This window comes from Streptomyces sp. NPDC058326 (assembly GCF_042879855.1).
Classification (GTDB): Bacteria; Actinomycetota; Actinomycetes; order Streptomycetales; family Streptomycetaceae; genus Streptomyces.
On sequence record NZ_JBHVZO010000015.1, the window covers coordinates 79,662 to 97,018 of the forward strand.

The window sequence follows — 17,357 nt, forward strand, 5'->3', positions numbered from 1 at the left end:
TCAGGCGGCTTGGGCGGGCGGCTCGGGTCGGGCCGCTCGGATCAGTCGGGCCGTTCGGATCGGTCAGGCCGGTCGCCGGCCGCCCTGCGTACCGCCGTCGCGAGGGGCAGGGTCGCGCCCCGGCGGAAGGCGGCGGCGTACGCGGTCTCGCCGAGGGCGGACCTGGCCACCGCGGAGACGCGGTTCACGTCGGCGCTCTCGGCCTCCGGAAGGGGCGCGCCGACGCCGCGCCGGGCCGCGTCCGCCGCGCCCAGGAGCAGCGCGGCCCGCATGAGCTCGGGGGTGTCGCCGGTGGCCGCGGCGGCGCCGGCGACGCCTTCGAGGGAGAGCGCGAGGGCGCGGGGTTCCGCCAGCCGCTCGGCGAACTCCAGGCCGCGCGCCTGATACGCGGAGGCCCGCTCCGCCTGACCGCGGAGCTCCGCGACGAAGCCGAGCTCCACATGGATCAGATGCTTTCCCGCGACCGACGACGGATACGCGTCGCGCATCGTCCGCAGATGGCGCTCGGCGGCGTCGAGGTCACCGGAGCGGCGCGCGCCGAGGGCGAGTCCCATGAGTGCGAAGACCTCGCCGAACATGTGGCCCTGCTCCGCCGCCGCGCGCCGGGCCCGCTCGTGGAGGACGCGGGCCCGCTCCCAGTCGCCGGCCAGGAGCGCGAGGCGGCCCAGGCCGGCGAGCCGTGCGGAGGCTTCCGCGGCCAGACCCAGGCCCTCGGCGAGGCGCAGTCCTTCGGTCTGGCGGGAGGTGGCGGTGGCGTGGTCGCCCTCGATCTCGGCGAGGGTGGCGAGCACCGGGACGGTCAGCAGCTCTCCCCATCCGTCGCCCAGTGCGCGGAACGCCTCCGCGGCGGCGAGGCCGTCCTTCCTCGCGGTGGGCAGGTCCCCGCCGGCGAGCGCGGTATGGGCGCGCAGGGCGCGGGAGGCGGCGGTGCCCCACCGGTCGCAGGCCTCGGTGAAGCGTTCGAGGGCGCGGGCGTTGACGGCCTGTGCCGCCGCCGGGTCGCCCGCGTGGAGGAGGCCGTACGCGAACAGCCACAGCGCTCGCCCGCGCCGTACGGGCTCGGCGATGTCCGCCTCGGGGCAGTCCGCCTCCGGTGCGCGGCGGCCCGTCATCATGGAGAAGGCGCCGTGGAGCACACGGAGTTCGGCCGATGTGTCCGCCGGGACGGCGTCCACGGCCGCGGCGAGGGTGCGTCGCGCCTCGTGGAGGCGGCCCCGCAGCAGCCACCAGGGGGACAGGGCGGCGGCCAGGCGCGCGGCGTCCCGCGGGGCGGCTGTCCTGAGGGTGTGGTCGAGGGCAGCGCGGGTGTTGGCCGCCTCGGTGTCGAGGCGGGCGAGCCAGAGCCGTTGCCCCGCGTCGCGCAGGTGGGATTCGGCACGTTCCGCGAACTGCCGGTAGTAGGTGGCGTGACGGTCCGCGACGGCTCCGGACTCCCCTGCCTCGTGCAGCCGTTCGCGCGCGTAGGCGGCGACCGATTCGAGCAGCCGGTAGCGCGGTCCGTCGGCGGTTCCCACCGCGGAGACAAGAGAGCGGTCGACGAGTCGCCCCACCAGGTCGGGCACTTCGTCGCTGTGGACTCCGTCGCCGGCGCACACCGCCTCCGCCGCCTCCAGGGTGCAGCCGCCGACGGGTACGGCGAGGCGGCGCAGCACGGTTCGCTCGGCGGGGGCGAGCAGGTCCCAGCTCCAGTCGATCACCGCGCGGAGGGTCTGCTGCCGGGCCGGGAGACCGCGCTGTCCGGAGGCGAGGACCCGGAACCGGTTGTCGAGCCGCGCGGCCAACTCGCCCACTCCCAGGGCCCGGACGCGGGTGGCGGCCAGCTCCAGGGCGAGGGGAATGCCGTCGAGTCGGCCGCAGATCTCCTGGACGGCGGCCCACACCTCGCCGTCCTCGGCCCCGGGGGCGAAGTCGGGTGCCGCCGCGGCGGCCCTCTCGGTGAACAGCCGGGCCGCGTCGGCGGGGTCCAGGGGCACGACCGCGTGGACCACTTCGCCGGGGAGGCGGAGCGACTCCCGGCTCGTGGCGAGCACACGCAGCCCCGGCGCGGCACGCAGCAGGGACGCGGTCAGCTCCGCGGCCGGTTCGATCACGTGCTCGCAGTTGTCGAGGACGAGGAGGGCGCGGCGGTCCCGCAGGGCGGCGTGCAGAACGGCGGACGCGTCGGCGGACGCCGGCGACGCCGTGTCGCGGACGCCGAGTACCGCGGACACCGCCTGGACGAGATCGACGGCGTCGGAGCGCAGGTCTCCGAGCTCCACCAGCCATACGTCGTGGGGCGGGCCGTCGCCCGTCTCGCGGGAGAACCGCTCGGCGACGGCGAGCGCCAGCCGGGTCTTGCCCACCCCGCCGGGCCCCGTCAGCGTGACGAGCCGCTCGGTGCGGACGAGCCGGGCGACGGCCTCCTGAGCGGGGCCGCGTCCGACCAGTGAGGTCGGCGGGGCGGGAAGGGCCTGACGGCGGGAGACGAGACCGTACGGGTCGGGGGCGGTCGCCGGGGCCCCCTCCCCAGCGGCCCCGGCGACAACGGCGGTACGGGCACCCGGGCCGGGGCCGGAACCCGCACCCGGGCCGGATCCGGCACCCGCACCCGCAGTCGCACCCGCACCCGCACCCGCACCCGCACCCGCACCGGGCGGTGAACTCCCCGCGGTGCGTGGCCCGTCGGGCGCCGCCGTGGCGGGTGTCAGCCCGGTGTCCTGGCGCAGTATCGCCTCGTACAGCGCCGCGAGTGCGGGGCTCGGGTCGAGGCCGAGTTCGTCGGCGAGCAGGGTGCGGAGTTCCGTGTACGTAGCGACCGCCTCGCTCTGCCGTCCGGCGCCGTACAGGGCCCGCATCCGCACGGCGCGCAGCCGCTCGCGCAGGGGGTGGCGGGCCACGAGCCCGGCCGTCTCGCCGAGCAGCAGGGGGTCCCCGAGCTCCAGCCGGGCCTCGGCCTGTTCCTCGACGAGGGCGAGCCGCTCCTCGGTCAGGCGCTGGGCCGCCGGACGTACGAACTCCTCGTCGGCGAAGTCCGCGTACGCAGGTCCTCGCCAGAGCCCCAGGGCCTCGGTGAGCAGAGCCGACCTGGCCCGCGGGCCGGCGGCGAGCCGGGCCCGCGCCGCGAGGGACCGGAACCGCAGCGCGTCGATCTCGGCCGGGTCGCCGTCGAGGCGCAGCCGGTATCCGGCCGGCTGGTGGAGCACGCGGTCGCGGCCGATGACCCGGCGCAGCTGGGAGACCTTGGCCTGGAGGGCGTTGGCCGGGTTGCCGGGGACGGCGTCGCCCCAGATGTCGTGGACGAGGCGGTCCGTCGACACCGGGCGGCCCTCGTGGGCCAGCAGGTCGGCGAGGAGCGCCCGCACCTTGGTCTCGGGTACGCGTACCGGTGCGCCGTCGGCGTCCCACACCGCCACCGGACCGAGCACCCCGAACCTCATGGGAATCGACCCTACACAGCGGTGATCATCCGGCCGTCAGCGGACCGTCAGCGAACCCGAAGCGTGCCGCGCGACAGTCTGTTCAGCGGGGCCCGCCGCCCCGGCGAAGAGACGGACGAAGGAGCACGATCATGAGCAGCACGACCTCGGTGGTTTCCCACCCGGTGGCTTCCGACACGGTGGTGTCCGACACGGTGGCTTCCGAAGAGTCCAGGAGCGACGCGACCACGGCTGACGCCTCCCCGCTCCTCCAGCCGGCCCGTCTCGGTTCCCTGCGGCTCCGGAACCGGCTGGTCATGGCCCCGATGACGCGGAACCGCGCGGGTGCGACGGGCGTTCCTGAGCCGATCATGGCCACGTACTACGCCCAGCGCGCCTCGGCCGGGCTGATCATCGCGGAGGCGGCGACGCCCAACGCGGTGGGTGCCACCTACCCCAACATCCCGGCGATCTACGACGACACGCATGCGGCGGGATGGCGACGGGTCACCGAGGCCGTGCGGGAGGCGGGCGGGCAGATGTTCCTGCAGTTGCAGCACGGCGGCAGGGTCGGGCACCCGGAGACCAGCGGTCACCACCCGCTGGCTCCTTCGCCGGTCCCGCTGCCGGACACGATCTTCACCCCGTCCGGGCATCAGGAGTCCGTCGTCCCGAAGGAGATGACGGTGGAGCAGATCGACGCCACGGTCGCGGACTTCGCCGCCGCGGCGCGCCGGGCGGTGGACGCCGGTTTCGCGGGGGTCGAGGTCCACTCGGCGAACGGCTATCTGCTGCACCAGTTCCTGTCCGGCGCCACCAACCGCCGCACCGACGGCTACGGGGGATCCGTCGCCCACCGCATCCGCTTCACCGTCGAGGTCGTCCGCGCCGTCGCCGAGGCGATCGGCCCCGAGCGGGTGGGGGTGCGCATCGCCCCGGGCGTCACCGCCAACGCCATGCGGGAGGACGACGTCGACGAGGTCTATCCGGCGCTCGTGGGCGAACTGCGCGACCTCGGCCTCGCGTATCTGCACGTGGTCTTCGCCGACCCGGACTCCTCGCTCTTCCGCACCCTGCGCGCGGCCTGGCCCGGCACGATCGTCGCGAACCCGGCCCTGCCATGGCCGGGCCCGCTGCCCGCCGACGGCGGCCGGGCCGCCGGTGAGCGCCTCCTGGCGGCCGGGGCCGACCTGATCTCCCTGGGCCGTTCCTTCCTCGCCAATCCCGACCTGGTCACCCGGATGCGGACCGGCGCTCCCCTCAATCCGATCCGGGACGCCCACCTGATGTACGTGGGCGGCGAGACGGGCTACACGGACTATCCGACGCTCGCCTGAACCGCCGGACGGGAAGTGCCCCGGATCCTCAGAGCTTCACGCGGGCGGCGATCGGGAGGTGGTCGCTGTTCGTCTCCGGGAGGGTCCAGGACGACATCGGCTCGACGTTCTTGACCATGATCTGGTCGATGCGGGCCATCGGGAAGGAAGCCGGCCAACTGAAGCCGAAGCCGTCGCCGGCCGCGCCCTGGGTGGAGCGGAGCTGCGAGGTGACGGCGTTGAGCGCGCGGTCGTTCATGGTGCCGTTGAGGTCGCCGAGGAGAACGACCCGCTCGTGCGGGTCGTCGGAGATGGCCTCGCCGAGGGCGTTGGCACTGACGTCGCGCTGGGCGGCGGTGAAGCCGGCGTTCAGCTTGACCCGGACGGACGGCAGGTGGGCGACGTACACGGCCACCTCGCCCTTCGGGGTGACGACGTTCGCCCGCATCGCACGGGTCCAGCCCATCCGGATGTCGACCGGCTGCGCGGCACGCAGCGGCAGCTTGCTCCACAGCCCGACCGTGCCCTGGACGGAGTGGTACGGGTACGTCTCCGCGAGACCGCGCTCGTACGCCGGGACCACGTCGCCCTTCAGCTCCTCCAGGGCCAGGACGTCGGCGCCCGACGCGGCGAGCTGGCGGGCCGTGCCCTCGGGGTCCGGGTTGTCGGCGTTCACGTTGTGGGTGGCGACGGTCAGGTCACCGCCCGCTGCCGACTTGTCGGCGACGAGCCCGCCGAACAGATTGAGCCACACCACGGCGGGCAGCAGCAGGGCGATCAGGGCCGTGGCGGAGCGGCGCAGCAGGGCGAGGACGAGCAGGAGCGGCACGAAGAGGCCGAGCCAGGGCAGGAAGGTCTCGGTGAGGCTGCCCAGGTTGCCGATCCTGTTGGGGATGTCGGCGCGGAAGACCATCAGCAGGGTGAGGGCCACCGCGCAGAGGGCGATCAGGATGCCCCGGCGCCAGATCCCCCGGTCGCGGCGGAGCCGGTCGAGGGCGGTCCGGAAGCGGGAGGCGGGGTGTTCCCGCCCCGCGCCGCCCTGCTCGGTCTCCGTCATGTCCACCCGCGCCATCGCCCGTCCTCACTGCCTTGCTGCCTTGCTGCCTTGCTGTCCTGCTCCGTGACCCGGCATCGACACTAGGGGATGACGGGTCCGTCGTACGTCCGGAGGGACGACGCCGGCGGCGTGGCGGGTTCCTGCAGGTGGCGCGGTCGGGCGGGCTGTGACAGAACGCGCACATTTGGCCGGCTCCGGCCACCGGCGCGGATCCGTCCGGCCCGGGGCCGGCTGAGGGGCGTACGACCGCCCAGGCCAGGCACCGGCCGCCGGGCGTACGACCGCCCCCGCCAGGCGTACCACCGCCCAGGCCAGGCACCGGCCGCCGGGCGTACCACCGTCCCCGCCAGGCACCGGCCGCCTCGCCTGTTACCGCCCGCGCCGCGCCGGTGTGAACAGCGCCACTCCGGCCCACTTCCCCGCTCGCCCGGCGAAGTGCCACCATGGATGTGGTCCGGGGACGCCGTCAGGGCGCCTCGAGATGACACAAGGAGCTTCACCATGACGCTTCAGCCTGCCCCGAAGACTCCCGCCGACAGCAGCAAGGCGCTGTACGGCGGCAAGGGCACGCGCCGCATCACCGTCCACGACATCGCCGCCGCCAAGACCCGCGGCGAGAAGTGGCCCATGCTCACCGCCTACGACGCGATGACCGCCTCCGTCTTCGACGAGGCCGGCATCCCGGTGATCCTCGTCGGCGACTCCATGGGCAACTGTCACCTCGGCTACGACACCACCGTGCCCGTCACGATGGACGAGATGACGCTGCTCTCCGCCGCCGTCGTCCGGGGCACGAAGCGCGCCCTCGTCGTCGGCGACCTGCCCTTCGGCTCGTACCAGGAGGGGCCCGTCCAGGCCCTGCGCAACGCCACCCGGCTGGTCAAGGACGCGGGCGTCGGCGCGATCAAGCTGGAGGGCGGCGAGCGCTCGCTGCCACAGACCGAACTGCTCGTCCAGGCCGGCATCCCCGTCATGTCCCACCTGGGCCTCACCCCGCAGTCCGTGAACACCATGGGCTACCGGGTGCAGGGCCGCTCCGACGAGGCGGCGCACAAGCTGCTCCGCGACGCGAAGGCGGCGCAGGACGCGGGCGCCTTCGCGGTCGTCCTGGAGCTCGTACCGGCCGAGCTGGCCGCCGAGGTCACCCGCTCCCTGCACATCCCGACCATCGGCATCGGGGCGGGCGCCGGCACCGACGCCCAGGTCCTCGTCTGGACCGACATGGCCGGACTGACCGGCGGCAAGGTCCCGCGCTTCACCAAGCAGTACGCCAACCTCCGCGAGACGCTCGGCGACGCCGCGCGCGCCTTCGCCGAGGACGTCAGCGGCGGAGCGTTCCCCGCCGAGGAGCACACCTTCCACTAGTCCACCGCGGTTCCACCGAAGAGGCCGACAGCCCGCCGACATCCCCCATCGGCGGGCTGTCGGTCGTCTGTCGGGGGATTGTCGGTGGCACCTGGTCTAGTGGTGGCCATGACGCGATCACACACCAACGCCGTCGAGGTCCGGGGCCTCGTGAAGCACTTCGGCGCCACCAAGGCCCTCGACGGGGTCGACCTCGACGTACGGGAGGGCACGGTCCTCGGGGTGCTCGGCCCCAACGGCGCCGGGAAGACCACCCTCGTCCGCTGCCTCTCCACCCTTCTCGTCCCCGACGCCGGAACCGCCGTCGTCGCCGGGTACGACGTGGTGAAGCACCCCCGCCAGCTGCGCCGCACCATAGGGCTCACCGGGCAGTACGCGTCGGTCGACGAGAAGCTGTCCGGCTGGGAGAACCTGTACATGATCGGGCGGCTGCTCGACCTCTCCCGCGCCGACGCCCGACGCCGGGCCGACGAGATGCTGGAGCGCTTCTCCCTCACCGAGGCGGCCAAGCGGCCCGCGATGAACTACTCCGGCGGCATGCGGCGCCGCCTCGACCTCGCCGCCTCGATGATCGGCCGGCCGGCCGTCCTCTACCTGGACGAGCCGACGACCGGCCTCGACCCCCGCACCCGCAACGAGGTGTGGGACGAGGTCCAGCGGATGGTCTCCGAGGGCGTCACCGTCCTCCTCACCACGCAGTACATGGAGGAGGCGGAGCAGCTCGCGAGCGAGCTGACCGTCATCGACCGGGGCAAGGTCATCGCCAAGGGCGGGGTCGACGAACTGAAGGCCAAGGTCGGCGGCCGGACCCTGAAGGTCCGCCCGGTGGACCCGGGGCAGCTGTCGGCGATGGCCGCCGCGCTCCGCGAGACCGGCCTCGACGGCGTCGCCGGCTCGACGGTCGTGCCCGACGAGGGCGCGCTGTACGTGCCGATCCTCACCGACCAGCAGCTGACGGCCGTCGTGGCGCTGCTCGGCGCCCGGGGCTTCGGCATCGCCCACATCGGCACGCACCTGCCCAGCCTGGACGAGGTGTTCCTGGCGATCACCGGCGAGAAGACCGCCGTTTCCGACGAGATCAACGAGGAGGTCGCCGCGTGAGCACGACCACGGTCACCAAGTCCCCCGTCGGCACCCCGGGCCCGGCGCCGGCGCGGCGTGCGCCCGTCGCCGAGGGACGGATCGGCCTCCGGGCCAACCTCCGCCACATCGGCGCCCTCGCCCGGCGCAACGCGCTGCAGATCAAGCAGGACCCGGAGTCGATGTTCGACGCCGTGATGATGCCGATCATCTTCATCCTGCTCTTCGTGTACGTCTTCGGCGGCGCCATCTCGGGCAAGGGCAACAACGACGTCTACGTCAACTACGTGACCCCGGGCCTGATGGCGATGATGGGGATGAACATCGCCATGGCCGTCGGCGTGGGCATCAACGACGACTTCAAGAAGGGGGTCATGGACCGGTTCCGGACGATGCCGATCGCCCGCTCCTCCGTCCTCATCGCGAAGATCGTCGTCGAGGTCGGCCGGATGCTGATCGCCACGGCGATCCTGCTCGGCATGGGCTTCCTGCTCGGCCTGGAGATCCACACCTCGGTGCTCCACCTGTTCGCCGCGATCGGTCTTTCGATGGTCTTCGGCGCCTCACTGATGTGGATCTTCATCCTGCTGGGTCTCAGCCTGAAGACCGCCCAGGCCGTCCAGGGCATGGCCATGCTCGTCCTGATGCCGCTGCAGTTCGGCTCGTCGATCTTCGCCCCGCCGACGTCGATGCCCGACTGGCTGAAGACCTTCACCGACTACAACCCGCTGTCGAACCTCGCCGACGCCGCCCGCAACCTGATCAACGGCGGTCCGGTCGCCCACTCCGTGTGGATGACCCTCGGCTGGGCGCTCCTCATCACGATCGTCACGGCGCCGCTCGCGGTGGCCAAGTTCCGCAAGAAGACCTGAGTCCGGCAGGGGGATCAGGACTCGGCGCGTCCACTGATCGCGTCGGCGGCGCGACCGAGCAGGGCGGCGGCCTCTTCCAAGGAGAGGCCGTCGCCTTCGGCGTACGCCGCCGTGAACACGTCCTCGCCGAGGACGGACCGGGCCAGCTCCGTCGCCCGCTCCAGGTTCTCCCGCTCCAGCGGCGCCGCCAGGTGCCCCGGCGGCAGCAGCCCCTCTCTGGCCCCGAGCAGCACGGCCCCGGTCCGCGCCTCGGGCCCGCCGAGCCCGGCGAGCGCCCAGGCCGCGACGACGAGGTGGCTCGACGGCATCTGCGGGGCGACCATCATCGACAGCGCGCCGAGGGAGAGCTCGTACGCCTGCGCCGCGAGGGCGAGCGCGGAGTCGTACCGTCCGTCGAGATCGTCCAGCCAGCCCAGGCTGCCGAGCGTGAAGCCCTCGAAGAGGGAGAGGGTCTCGGAGCGGAACTCCCGCCGCAGCGCGTTCAGCTGCTCCATGGCCTCGGCGGTGCGGCCGGAGCGGCCGAGCGTCAGACCGAGGAACACCCGGGCTCCGAGGAGGGGTTCATGGCCCCGGCCGTGGCGCCCGTCGACGATCTCCCGCAGGATCGCCTCCCCCTCGTCGCCCCGCCCGATCTCCACGAGGATGCCGGCGTACCGGGCGCGGAGCAGCGCCATCTGCGACTGGGCGCCGATCTTCTCCGCGTAGCCGATCGCGGCGGCGAAGTCCTCGGCCGCGCCGTCGAATTCGAGCCGCCGCTCACGGGCCTCCGCACGGGACTGGAGCGCCTCCGCCGCGCCCCAGGCGTCGCCGAGACGGACGAAGATCTCCAGGCTCTCGTCTGCGTCGGCGCTCGCCTCGCCCGCGAGGTCGGTCCGGTTGGCGAACATGTTGGCGCGCAGCTGGAGGGCGTTGGCGAGTTCCCAGTCGTAGCGATGGCGGCGGCAGGCCTCGACGGTCGTGTCCAGGAGTTCCCGCAGCCGGCCGGCCTCGCCGGTCAGGAGGACCGCGAAGACGGCGAACGAACCGGGCAGCCGGCAGGTCTGCGGCAGGCCGGGCTCGTAGACGGCGGTCATCTCACGGAGCCGCCGCACCCCTTCCGGGGTGGTCCAGCGGCCGGTCTCGTGGTCCATGTTGATCAGCTCGACGAGCCGCACCCCGCGCCGGGCCTCCCAGCGCTGCTCCTCGGAGAGCGGCGGCGGCGCGGCCGTGCACGGCTCGTCCAGGGGGACGACGGGCGCGGCGGGCGGGACGAACGGGTCGGGGCCGAGGGCGGCGGCGGCCCTGGCCCAGTACAGGGCGTCGGTGCGCAGGTCGCGCATCTGCCAGTACCAGAGCAGGGAGTGGACGAGGACGAGCGCCTCGTCCTCGTCACGGCCGTCGAGGGCCCGGCGCAGGGCGGTACGGATGTTTCCGTACTCCGTCCCGAAGCGGGCGATGGCGGCGACCTGTCCGGAGCCGCGCAGCTCGGGGTCGGTGCGGCGGGCCAGCTCCCGGTAGTACGTGAGATGCCGCCGCTCGGCCGCACCCCGTTCCCCGGCCTCGTCGAGCCGCTCCCCCGCGTACTCGGCGACGGTCTCCAGGAGCCGGTAACGCATTCCGGCCGCCCCGTCGGGGGTGGCGACGACGAGCGACTTGTCGACGAGGGAGCCGAGGACGTCGAGGACGTCGGCCGGGGGGACGTGGACGGGCGGGACGGCGGCGGGGGCGGGGACGGGTCGGGCCGTGTCGGCTTCGGCTTCGGCTTCGGCTTCGGCGCATACCGCTTCCGCCGCCTCCAGGCCGCTGCCGCCGGTGAACACCGAGAGGCGGCGCAGGACGGCCCGTTCGGCGTCGTCGAGGAGGTCCCAGGACCAGTCGACGACCGCGCGCAGGGTCTGCTGGCGGGGCAGTACCGTCCGAGCGCCCGACGTGAGGAGGCGGAAGCGGTCGTCGAGCCGGTCCGCGATCTGGCGCAGGGACAGCATCCGCAGCCGGGCCGCCGCCAGCTCGATCGCCAGCGGCAACCCGTCCAGCCGACGCACGATCTCGGCGGCCGCCTCCGGGTCCTCCTCGACGCGGAACCCGGGCCTGACCGCGGCCCCGCGCTCGCCGAGCAGCCGTAGGGCCGTCTCGGTCAGCAGCGGGCCCACCGGCCGCACCCTCTCCCCCGGCACCCCCAGCGGCTCCCGGCTCGTCGCCAGGACCCGCAGCCCGGGGCAGCGGGCGAGCAGCGTCTCGGCCAGTTCGGCGGCGGCCGCGACGAGGTGCTCGCAGTTGTCGAGGAGCAGCAGCATCCGGCGCGCGGCGCAGTGCTCGACGAGCCGGGCGAGCGGGTCGCCCCCGGACCGCAGCTCCTCGGCTCCGGCGCCGCGCAGCACGGTCTCGCGAGCACCGACGGCCGCGAGGACGGCCTCGGCGACGGCCTCCGGATCGGTGACGGCCGCGAGTTCGGCGACCCAGATCCCGTCGGGCCACGCCCCGGCCCCGCGGTCGGCCGCCTCCTGCGAGAGCCGCGTCTTCCCGGCGCCCCCGGGCCCCAGGAGGGTGACGAGCCGGGCCGTACGCAGGTCCTTCTGGACAGCGGCGATCTCCTCGTCCCGCCCGACGAAGCTGGTGAGCCGGGCGCGCAGGTTGCCGGGCACGGGGAGCACGGGTGCGGGGGCGGGGGCCTGCCCGGGGGCGGGCGGCTGCCCGGAAGCCGGGGCCTGCCCCGGAGCGGACGCCTGCCCGGAAGCCGGGGCCTGCCCGGATGTCGGGCTCGGCGCCGGTCCGGGCGCCGGCCGCGGCGCGGAGGCGGGCCACGACGTCGGCTGGTGTCCGGACGCGGGCCAGGACGACGGCTGCGGGGCGGACCCGGAGCCGGACACCGGGCTCGGCGCCTGCCCGGACGCCGGCAGGGGCGCCTGCCCGGACGCCGACTGCGGCGACGCGGACGGCGGCCACGACGACGGCCGCGACGCGGACCCCGGCCCGGCCGTCGGCCGTGGCACCGGCCCCTGCCCGGGCGGCGGCTGCGGCGCCGGGGCGGGCTCGGGCGGCGGCGCCGGGGCGGGCTCGGATTCCCGTACCCGGCTCCGTGCGGGGGCGGGTGCCGTCGGGGGCGGGGTGAGCAGCTCCGCGTGGAGGGCTCGGAGAGCCGGTGAGGGGTCCGTGCCGAGGCGGGTGGCGAAGGCTCGGCGGACCGCTTCGTACGCGGCGAGGGCCTCGGCCGCGCGTCCGGTGTCCCGGAGTGCGCGGATCCGCAGGGCCTGGAGGGGTTCGTCGAGCGGGTGGGCCGCGCAGAGGGCGGTCAGCTCGGGGAGGGCCGTGGCCGCGTCGCCGAGCGCGAGGGCCGCTTCGAGCCGGGCGCGGCGGGCGTCGAGCCGCCGGGCCTCCCAGCGGGCGGCCTCCGCGTCCCGGTCCGGCAGATCGGCGAGGGCGGGACCGCGCCAGAGTCCGAGGGCCTCGTCGAGGAGGGTGGCGGCCCTCGCCGGGTCCCCGGCGCCGAGCGCGGCGACGCCCTCGGCGGCGAGGCGTTCGAAGCGGCGGGCGTCCACGTCCTCCCGGCGGGCGTCGAGCCGGTAGCCGCCCTCGGCAGAGATCACCCGCTCCCGGCCGATGGCCTTGCGGAGCCGTCCGACGAGGGCCTGGAGCGCGGCGACGGCGTCGGCGGGCGGCTGGTCACCGTGCCACACCTCGTCGACCAGGTCGGATACGGGCACGGTCCGGCCGGCCCGCAGGGCGAGGACGGTCAGGAGCGCACGGACCCGGGGGCCGCCGACGGCCACGTCGGTGCCGTCGGGGGCGTGGGCGAGGGTGGGGCCGAGGACGGAGTAGCGCACGGGCCCATTCTCCGTGAGACGGTCCCCGTCTCCGGAACTCGCCCCGTCCCCCGGTACGTTTCCCGCACATCAGGACCGGCAACACCCCGTCAGACACCTCTCTCGGCCCTCCGTCCCCCGTCCCCTGGGAGCTCCCGCGATGACCACGGCCACCACCCGGCGCCACGAACGGCGGATCAGTCCCGTCTTCCTGGCGATCCTCGCCGTCATGGCCGTCACCGGCTGGGCGGTGTGGACGGACTTCGCCGCCTCGCCCGGCCTGGCCGTCTTCCTCTTCGTGACCTCGGCCTGGGTGGTGTCGCTCTGTCTGCACGAGTACGCGCACGCCCGTACGGCGCTGCACGGCGGGGACATCACGGTGGGCGCGAAGGGCTATCTGACCCTGAACCCGCTGGCGTACACCCATGCCGTCCTGAGCATCGTGCTTCCGGTGCTCTTCGTGATCATGGGCGGGATCGGTCTGCCGGGCGGCGCGGTCTTCATCGAGCAGGGCCGGATCAAGGGCCGCTGGAAGCACAGTCTGGTCTCGGCGGCGGGTCCGCTGGCGAACGTGCTCTTCGCCCTGGTGTGCACGGCCCCGTTCTGGCTCGACGCTCTGGACGGCGTGCCGCCGGCGTTCCGGTTCGCGCTGGCGTTCCTGGCGTTCCTCCAGGTGACGGCCGCGCTCCTGAACCTGCTGCCGGTGCCGGGTCTCGACGGCTACGGCATCGTGGAGCCCTGGCTGTCGTACAAGGTGAAGCGGCAGATCGAGCCGTACGCGCCGTACGGCTTCTTCATCGTGATCGCGCTGCTGTTCGTGCCCGCGATCAACGGGGCCTTCTTCGACGCGATCGACGCGCTGCTGCGGTCGCTGGGGGTGCCGGACGTCTTCCGCTACTGCGGTTCGCAGCTGTTCCGGTTCTGGCAGGAGACACCGGAGTTCTGCCAGGTCTAGCCCTGGGCGGCGGCGGTCTTCTCCGCCTTCGCGCGGCGGATCTGGTACCAGGCCATGTTGGAGGAGAGGCCGGCGAGCAGGACCCAGACGATGCCGAGGAAGCTGCCCTCGACGAAGGAGACGACGGCCGCGGTGACGGCCAGGGCGCAGACCACGAGGGCGTAGAGGGCGAGGCGGGGCATGGGGGTCGGCTCCTGTCCGGGTGCGGCTGCTGTGCCCGTCCAGTGTCCCCCATGCCCGCAGCTCCGCCGGGACCGGCTCAGATGTCGGTGACGCGGAGCCCCGCGTGGGCCTTGTAGCGGCGGTTCACCGAGATCAGGTTGGCGACGAGCGACTCGACCTGGTGGGCGTTGCGCAGCCGGCCGGCGAAGACGCCGCGCATGCCGGGGATGCGGCCGGCGAGGGCCTGCACCAGCTCGACGTCGGCGCGCTCCTCGCCGAGGACCATCACGTCCGTGTCGATCTCTTCGAGGGAGGTGTCCTGGAGGAGGACGGCGGAGAGGTGGTGGAAGGCGGCGGCGATCCGGGAGTCCGGGAGGAGCGCGGCGGCCTGCTCGGCGGCGGAGCCCTCTTCGGGCTTGAGGGCGTAGGCGCCCTTCTTGTCGAAGCCGAGCGGATTGACGCAGTCCACGACGAGCTTGCCGGCGAGCTCCTCGCGGAGCGACTCCAGGGTCTTGGCGTGACCGTCCCACGGCACGGCGACGATCACGATGTCGCTGCGGCGGGCGCACTCGGCGTTGTCGGCGCCCTCGACGCCGTGGCCGATCTCCGCGGCCACGTCCCGCGCGCGGTCGGCGGCGCGGGAGCCGAGGACCACCTTCTGGCCGGCCTTCGCGAGCCGGTAGGCGAGTCCGCGGCCCTGCTCGCCGGTGCCGCCGAGGACGCCGACGACGAGACCGGAGACGTCGGGGAGGTCCCACGGGTCCTTGGGGGCGGGCTTGCTGTCAGTCGTAGTCATGGACCCGACATTACCGAGCGGTCGGGCCGCGGGGACTCCCGTACGGGTGGAACCGCCGCAACCCGCCGCACGCCCGTCTTCTTCTGGTGCAGGATGCGGGCCCATGGATGCCGTACGGGTCGCGTTGCTGCGGGAGGTGCTCGCCGGGACGGAGTGGCCGGCGGCGGCCCGCAGGTTCGCGGGAGCGCTCAGGTCCTCGGTCGTCCCGCACCGGGAGGGGCTGCTCCTGGTCGGTACGGAGGAGTACGAACCCTGGCACCTGGCCGCGCACCTCGTCGACGAGGCCGCCTGGTCGGGGCTGCCGGAGCTGGCGCCGACGCTGGTGCGCCACCGGGTGCGGCCGGGCGATCCGGCGCATCTGGCGGTCGGCCTCGGCCGTCTGGAGGTGGCCGGGCGCGGGGCGACCCTGCTGATGGTGGCGCCGCGGCGGCCGGGCGCGGGGCTGCTCCAGCGGGTGCACGACGCCCGTCGGGCGGGGGCGACGGTGCTGTCGCTCGACGGGGGCGACGAGGAGGTGCGGGGGCTCGCGCACGAGACGCTCACGGTGGCGGAGGGCGCGGGGGTGGACCTCGACACGGTGCAGCACCTGGTGAGCGCGGCGGCCGGCGAGAACAGCCTGCCGTCGCCGCGCGGGGCCCGGCGCTTCCGGGACCGTCTCCTGGGTCTCGCGGACCGGCTGACGGCCCCGCCGCCGCCGCGCTGGTAGCGGCCGGCCCGGGGGGGCGTACGGCATGGGGGCGTACGGCCAATTTCGGTTGCCCACGGTGCCCGCACGCCGGAACATGACCCCTCGTGTCCTCCCCCCTCGCAAAGATCTCCGCCCTGCTCCCCGACCTGGCACCGTGGCGCTCGTCCCCGGACTTCCGGCTCCTGTGGATCCAGGGGCTCGTCACGTACTTCAGCAGCGCGATGGCGATGATCGCCCTGCCGCTGCAGATCAAGGACCTGACCGGTTCGCCGCTCGCGGTCGGCGCGATGGGCGCGGTCGAGCTGGTGCCGCTCGTGGTGTTCGGGCTGTACGGCGGGGCGCTCGCCGACGCGGTCGACCGGCGGAAGGTGATCCTCGCGACCGAGGCGGGCCTCGGGCTCCTCGCCCTGATCCTGCTGCTCAACGCGCTGCTCCCGGAGCCTCTGCTGTGGCCGCTGTACGTGGTCGCCGCCGGGGTCTCGGCGCTCGCCGGGCTCCAGCGTCCGGCCCTGGACTCGCTGCTCGCCCGGATCGTCCCGCACGAGCAGCAGACGGCGGCGGCCGCCCTGAACTCACTCCGGTGGCAGATCGGCGCCATCGCGGGTCCCGCCCTTGCCGGTCTGGTCGTGGCGTACGCGGGTCACGCGCCCGCGTACGGGGTGACGATCGCCGGTTTCGCCGTCTCGGTGCTGCTGTGCCGCCGCCTCTCCCCCGCGCCACCCGCGCGGGAAGCGGAGAAGCCCTCGCTGCGGGGCATCGCGGAGGGGGCACGGTTCGCCTGGTCGCGGCCGGTGCTGCTCGGCACGTACGCGATCGACCTCGCGGCGATGTTCTTCGCCTTCCCGAACACGATCTTCCCGTTCCTCGCGGACGACCTCGACGCGGACTGGTCGCTCGGCCTGATGTACGCGGTGGGCTCGGTCGGCTCCCTGTTGCTCGGGCTGACGAGCGGCTGGACGTCCAAGGTGCGGCGGCACGGGCTGCTCGTGGTCGGGGGCGCGGCCGTCTGGGGGCTCGCGATCGCGGCTGCGGGCTGGTTCGGGAACGTCTGGCTGGTCCTGCTCTGCCTGGCGTTCGCGGGCGCCGGCGACATGCTGAGCGGGCTCGGGCGGGCCACGATCTGGAACCAGACGATCCCCGAGGAGCTGCGCGGGCGGCTCGCGGGCATCGAGGTGCTGTCGTACAGCGTGGGCCCGCAGCTGGGCCAGGTACGGGCGGGCGTGACGGCCGGCTGGACCGGGACCCGGGCGGCGGTCTGGACGGGCGGTGTGGCCTGTGTGGCCTCGGTGGGGCTGCTCTGTCTGGCGCTGCCGAAGCTCCTGACGTACGACTCCGGGACGGACGAGGACGCACTGCGCCGCAAGGCCCAGCAGGAGGCGGCACAGCGGGAGGCGGCCCTGCGGGACACAGCCCCGCGGTATCCGGCGCCGCGGGAAGGCTCGCGGGAAACGGGCCGGACGGCGGGCTCTTGACCGGGCCACCGGCTCGGCCGGCCAGCCGGGAGCGGGGCCGGCGCGCTGACGCGCCGGACCTCGGCCCCGCAGCCGGGTGGGCCGGTGCGTGGTCGGACCCGGTCACGGCCAGAGCTTCCGGCCGGTGCCGGTGCGCGGACGGGCCGGGACCGGGGGACGGACAGAACCTAGTCCGGCGGCTCCTGCGGCCGGGCATCGTCGTGCCAGCGCGGGTCGGTCTCCCACTCCTGGTTCCGCTCGCGGGCGGTCTCCATGGCGTGGGTGGCCTCCTCGCGCGTCGTGTACGGGCCGAAGCGGTTCTTCGCCGGGCACTCGGGGCCCTCTTCGACCTTCTTGTGCTGCAGGCAGTAGTACCACTCGCCCGGTTTGCCCACCGTGCGCTTCTTGAACAGGGCCATCGTCGTCGGCTCCTTCCTCCGA

The 17,357-nt window shown here is 74.3% G+C and carries 13 protein-coding genes; 7 read left to right on the forward strand and 6 right to left on the reverse strand.

Annotated features, from left to right (window positions below):
* Positions 1-41 precede the first annotated feature (41 nt).
* Entirely contained in the window at positions 42-3,416 is a 3,375-nt protein-coding gene (locus ACFVYX_RS25385) for a BTAD domain-containing putative transcriptional regulator (protein ID WP_389683774.1), read from the reverse strand.
* A 131-nt stretch (positions 3,417-3,547) separates the two neighbouring features.
* Between ACFVYX_RS25385 and ACFVYX_RS25390 the strand changes: the two genes are divergently transcribed.
* Positions 3,548-4,732, forward strand: coding sequence for an alkene reductase (locus ACFVYX_RS25390; protein ID WP_389683776.1), 1,185 nt, complete (start codon positions 3,548-3,550; stop codon positions 4,730-4,732).
* A gap of 28 nt (positions 4,733-4,760) precedes the next feature.
* On the opposite strand, the gene ACFVYX_RS25395 is transcribed toward ACFVYX_RS25390, so the two are convergent.
* The gene (locus ACFVYX_RS25395; protein WP_389683777.1) at positions 4,761-5,783 is read right to left on the reverse strand and encodes an endonuclease/exonuclease/phosphatase family protein; all 1,023 of its coding nucleotides are present in this window, start codon (positions 5,781-5,783) and stop codon (positions 4,761-4,763) included.
* 486 nt (positions 5,784-6,269) lie between these two features.
* Here ACFVYX_RS25395 and panB point away from each other — a divergent pair, with 486 nt between their 5' ends.
* The 3 genes from panB (at position 6,270) to ACFVYX_RS25410 (ending at position 9,085) form a co-directional block, all read left to right on the forward strand.
* The gene (gene panB / locus ACFVYX_RS25400; protein ID WP_389683778.1) at positions 6,270-7,133 is read left to right on the forward strand and encodes a 3-methyl-2-oxobutanoate hydroxymethyltransferase; all 864 of its coding nucleotides are present in this window, start codon (positions 6,270-6,272) and stop codon (positions 7,131-7,133) included.
* Positions 7,134-7,241: 108 nt separating this feature from the next.
* Positions 7,242-8,234, forward strand: coding sequence for an ATP-binding cassette domain-containing protein (locus ACFVYX_RS25405; RefSeq protein WP_389683779.1), 993 nt, complete (start codon positions 7,242-7,244; stop codon positions 8,232-8,234).
* Positions 8,231-9,085 carry an ABC transporter permease gene (locus ACFVYX_RS25410; RefSeq protein ID WP_389683780.1) on the forward strand — a complete coding sequence of 285 codons (855 nt, stop codon included), beginning with the start codon at positions 8,231-8,233 and terminating at the stop codon, positions 9,083-9,085. The genes ACFVYX_RS25405 and ACFVYX_RS25410 overlap by 4 nt, the downstream gene beginning before the upstream one ends.
* 14 nt (positions 9,086-9,099) lie before the next feature.
* On the opposite strand, the gene ACFVYX_RS25415 is transcribed toward ACFVYX_RS25410, so the two are convergent.
* The gene (locus ACFVYX_RS25415; protein WP_389683781.1) at positions 9,100-12,885 is read right to left on the reverse strand and encodes a BTAD domain-containing putative transcriptional regulator; all 3,786 of its coding nucleotides are present in this window, start codon (positions 12,883-12,885) and stop codon (positions 9,100-9,102) included.
* Between the two features lie 139 nt (positions 12,886-13,024).
* Between ACFVYX_RS25415 and ACFVYX_RS25420 the strand changes: the two genes are divergently transcribed.
* The gene (locus tag ACFVYX_RS25420; protein WP_389683782.1) at positions 13,025-13,819 is read left to right on the forward strand and encodes a site-2 protease family protein; all 795 of its coding nucleotides are present in this window, start codon (positions 13,025-13,027) and stop codon (positions 13,817-13,819) included.
* Here the strand turns inward: ACFVYX_RS25420 and ACFVYX_RS25425 are convergent.
* Positions 13,816-14,001 (reverse strand): hypothetical protein, encoded by a 186-nt coding sequence (locus ACFVYX_RS25425; protein ID WP_389683783.1) that lies wholly within the window; start codon positions 13,999-14,001, stop codon positions 13,816-13,818. The genes ACFVYX_RS25420 and ACFVYX_RS25425 overlap by 4 nt on opposite strands.
* 77 nt (positions 14,002-14,078) lie before the next feature.
* Positions 14,079-14,777: an NADPH-dependent F420 reductase gene (npdG, locus tag ACFVYX_RS25430; RefSeq protein WP_389683784.1), complete on the reverse strand. Its 699-nt coding sequence runs from the start codon at positions 14,775-14,777 to the stop codon at positions 14,079-14,081.
* A gap of 103 nt (positions 14,778-14,880) precedes the next feature.
* Here npdG and ACFVYX_RS25435 point away from each other — a divergent pair, with 103 nt between their 5' ends.
* Positions 14,881-15,483, forward strand: coding sequence for a hypothetical protein (locus ACFVYX_RS25435; protein WP_389683785.1), 603 nt, complete (start codon positions 14,881-14,883; stop codon positions 15,481-15,483).
* A gap of 86 nt (positions 15,484-15,569) precedes the next feature.
* Complete coding sequence (locus tag ACFVYX_RS25440) at positions 15,570-16,937, forward strand: MFS transporter (protein WP_389683786.1); 1,368 nt, start codon at positions 15,570-15,572, stop codon at positions 16,935-16,937.
* Between the two features lie 167 nt (positions 16,938-17,104).
* Here the strand turns inward: ACFVYX_RS25440 and ACFVYX_RS25445 are convergent, their stop codons facing one another.
* Positions 17,105-17,335 carry a hypothetical protein gene (locus ACFVYX_RS25445; RefSeq protein WP_389683787.1) on the reverse strand — a complete coding sequence of 77 codons (231 nt, stop codon included), beginning with the start codon at positions 17,333-17,335 and terminating at the stop codon, positions 17,105-17,107.
* Positions 17,336-17,357: the final 22 nt, after the last annotated feature.

Coding starts and splice junctions, on each gene's coding strand:
- ACFVYX_RS25445 (WP_389683787.1), bottom strand. CDS start 17,335: ATGGCCCTGTTCAAGAAGCGCACGGTGGGCAAACCGGGCGAGTGGTAC.
- ACFVYX_RS25385 (WP_389683774.1), bottom strand. CDS start 3,416: ATGAGGTTCGGGGTGCTCGGTCCGGTGGCGGTGTGGGACGCCGACGGC.
- ACFVYX_RS25425 (WP_389683783.1), bottom strand. CDS start 14,001: ATGCCCCGCCTCGCCCTCTACGCCCTCGTGGTCTGCGCCCTGGCCGTC.
- ACFVYX_RS25435 (WP_389683785.1), top strand. CDS start 14,881: ATGGATGCCGTACGGGTCGCGTTGCTGCGGGAGGTGCTCGCCGGGACG.
- ACFVYX_RS25420 (WP_389683782.1), top strand. CDS start 13,025: ATGACCACGGCCACCACCCGGCGCCACGAACGGCGGATCAGTCCCGTC.
- ACFVYX_RS25390 (WP_389683776.1), top strand. CDS start 3,548: ATGAGCAGCACGACCTCGGTGGTTTCCCACCCGGTGGCTTCCGACACG.
- ACFVYX_RS25405 (WP_389683779.1), top strand. CDS start 7,242: ATGACGCGATCACACACCAACGCCGTCGAGGTCCGGGGCCTCGTGAAG.
- ACFVYX_RS25395 (WP_389683777.1), bottom strand. CDS start 5,783: ATGGCGCGGGTGGACATGACGGAGACCGAGCAGGGCGGCGCGGGGCGG.
- panB (WP_389683778.1), top strand. CDS start 6,270: ATGACGCTTCAGCCTGCCCCGAAGACTCCCGCCGACAGCAGCAAGGCG.
- npdG (WP_389683784.1), bottom strand. CDS start 14,777: ATGACTACGACTGACAGCAAGCCCGCCCCCAAGGACCCGTGGGACCTC.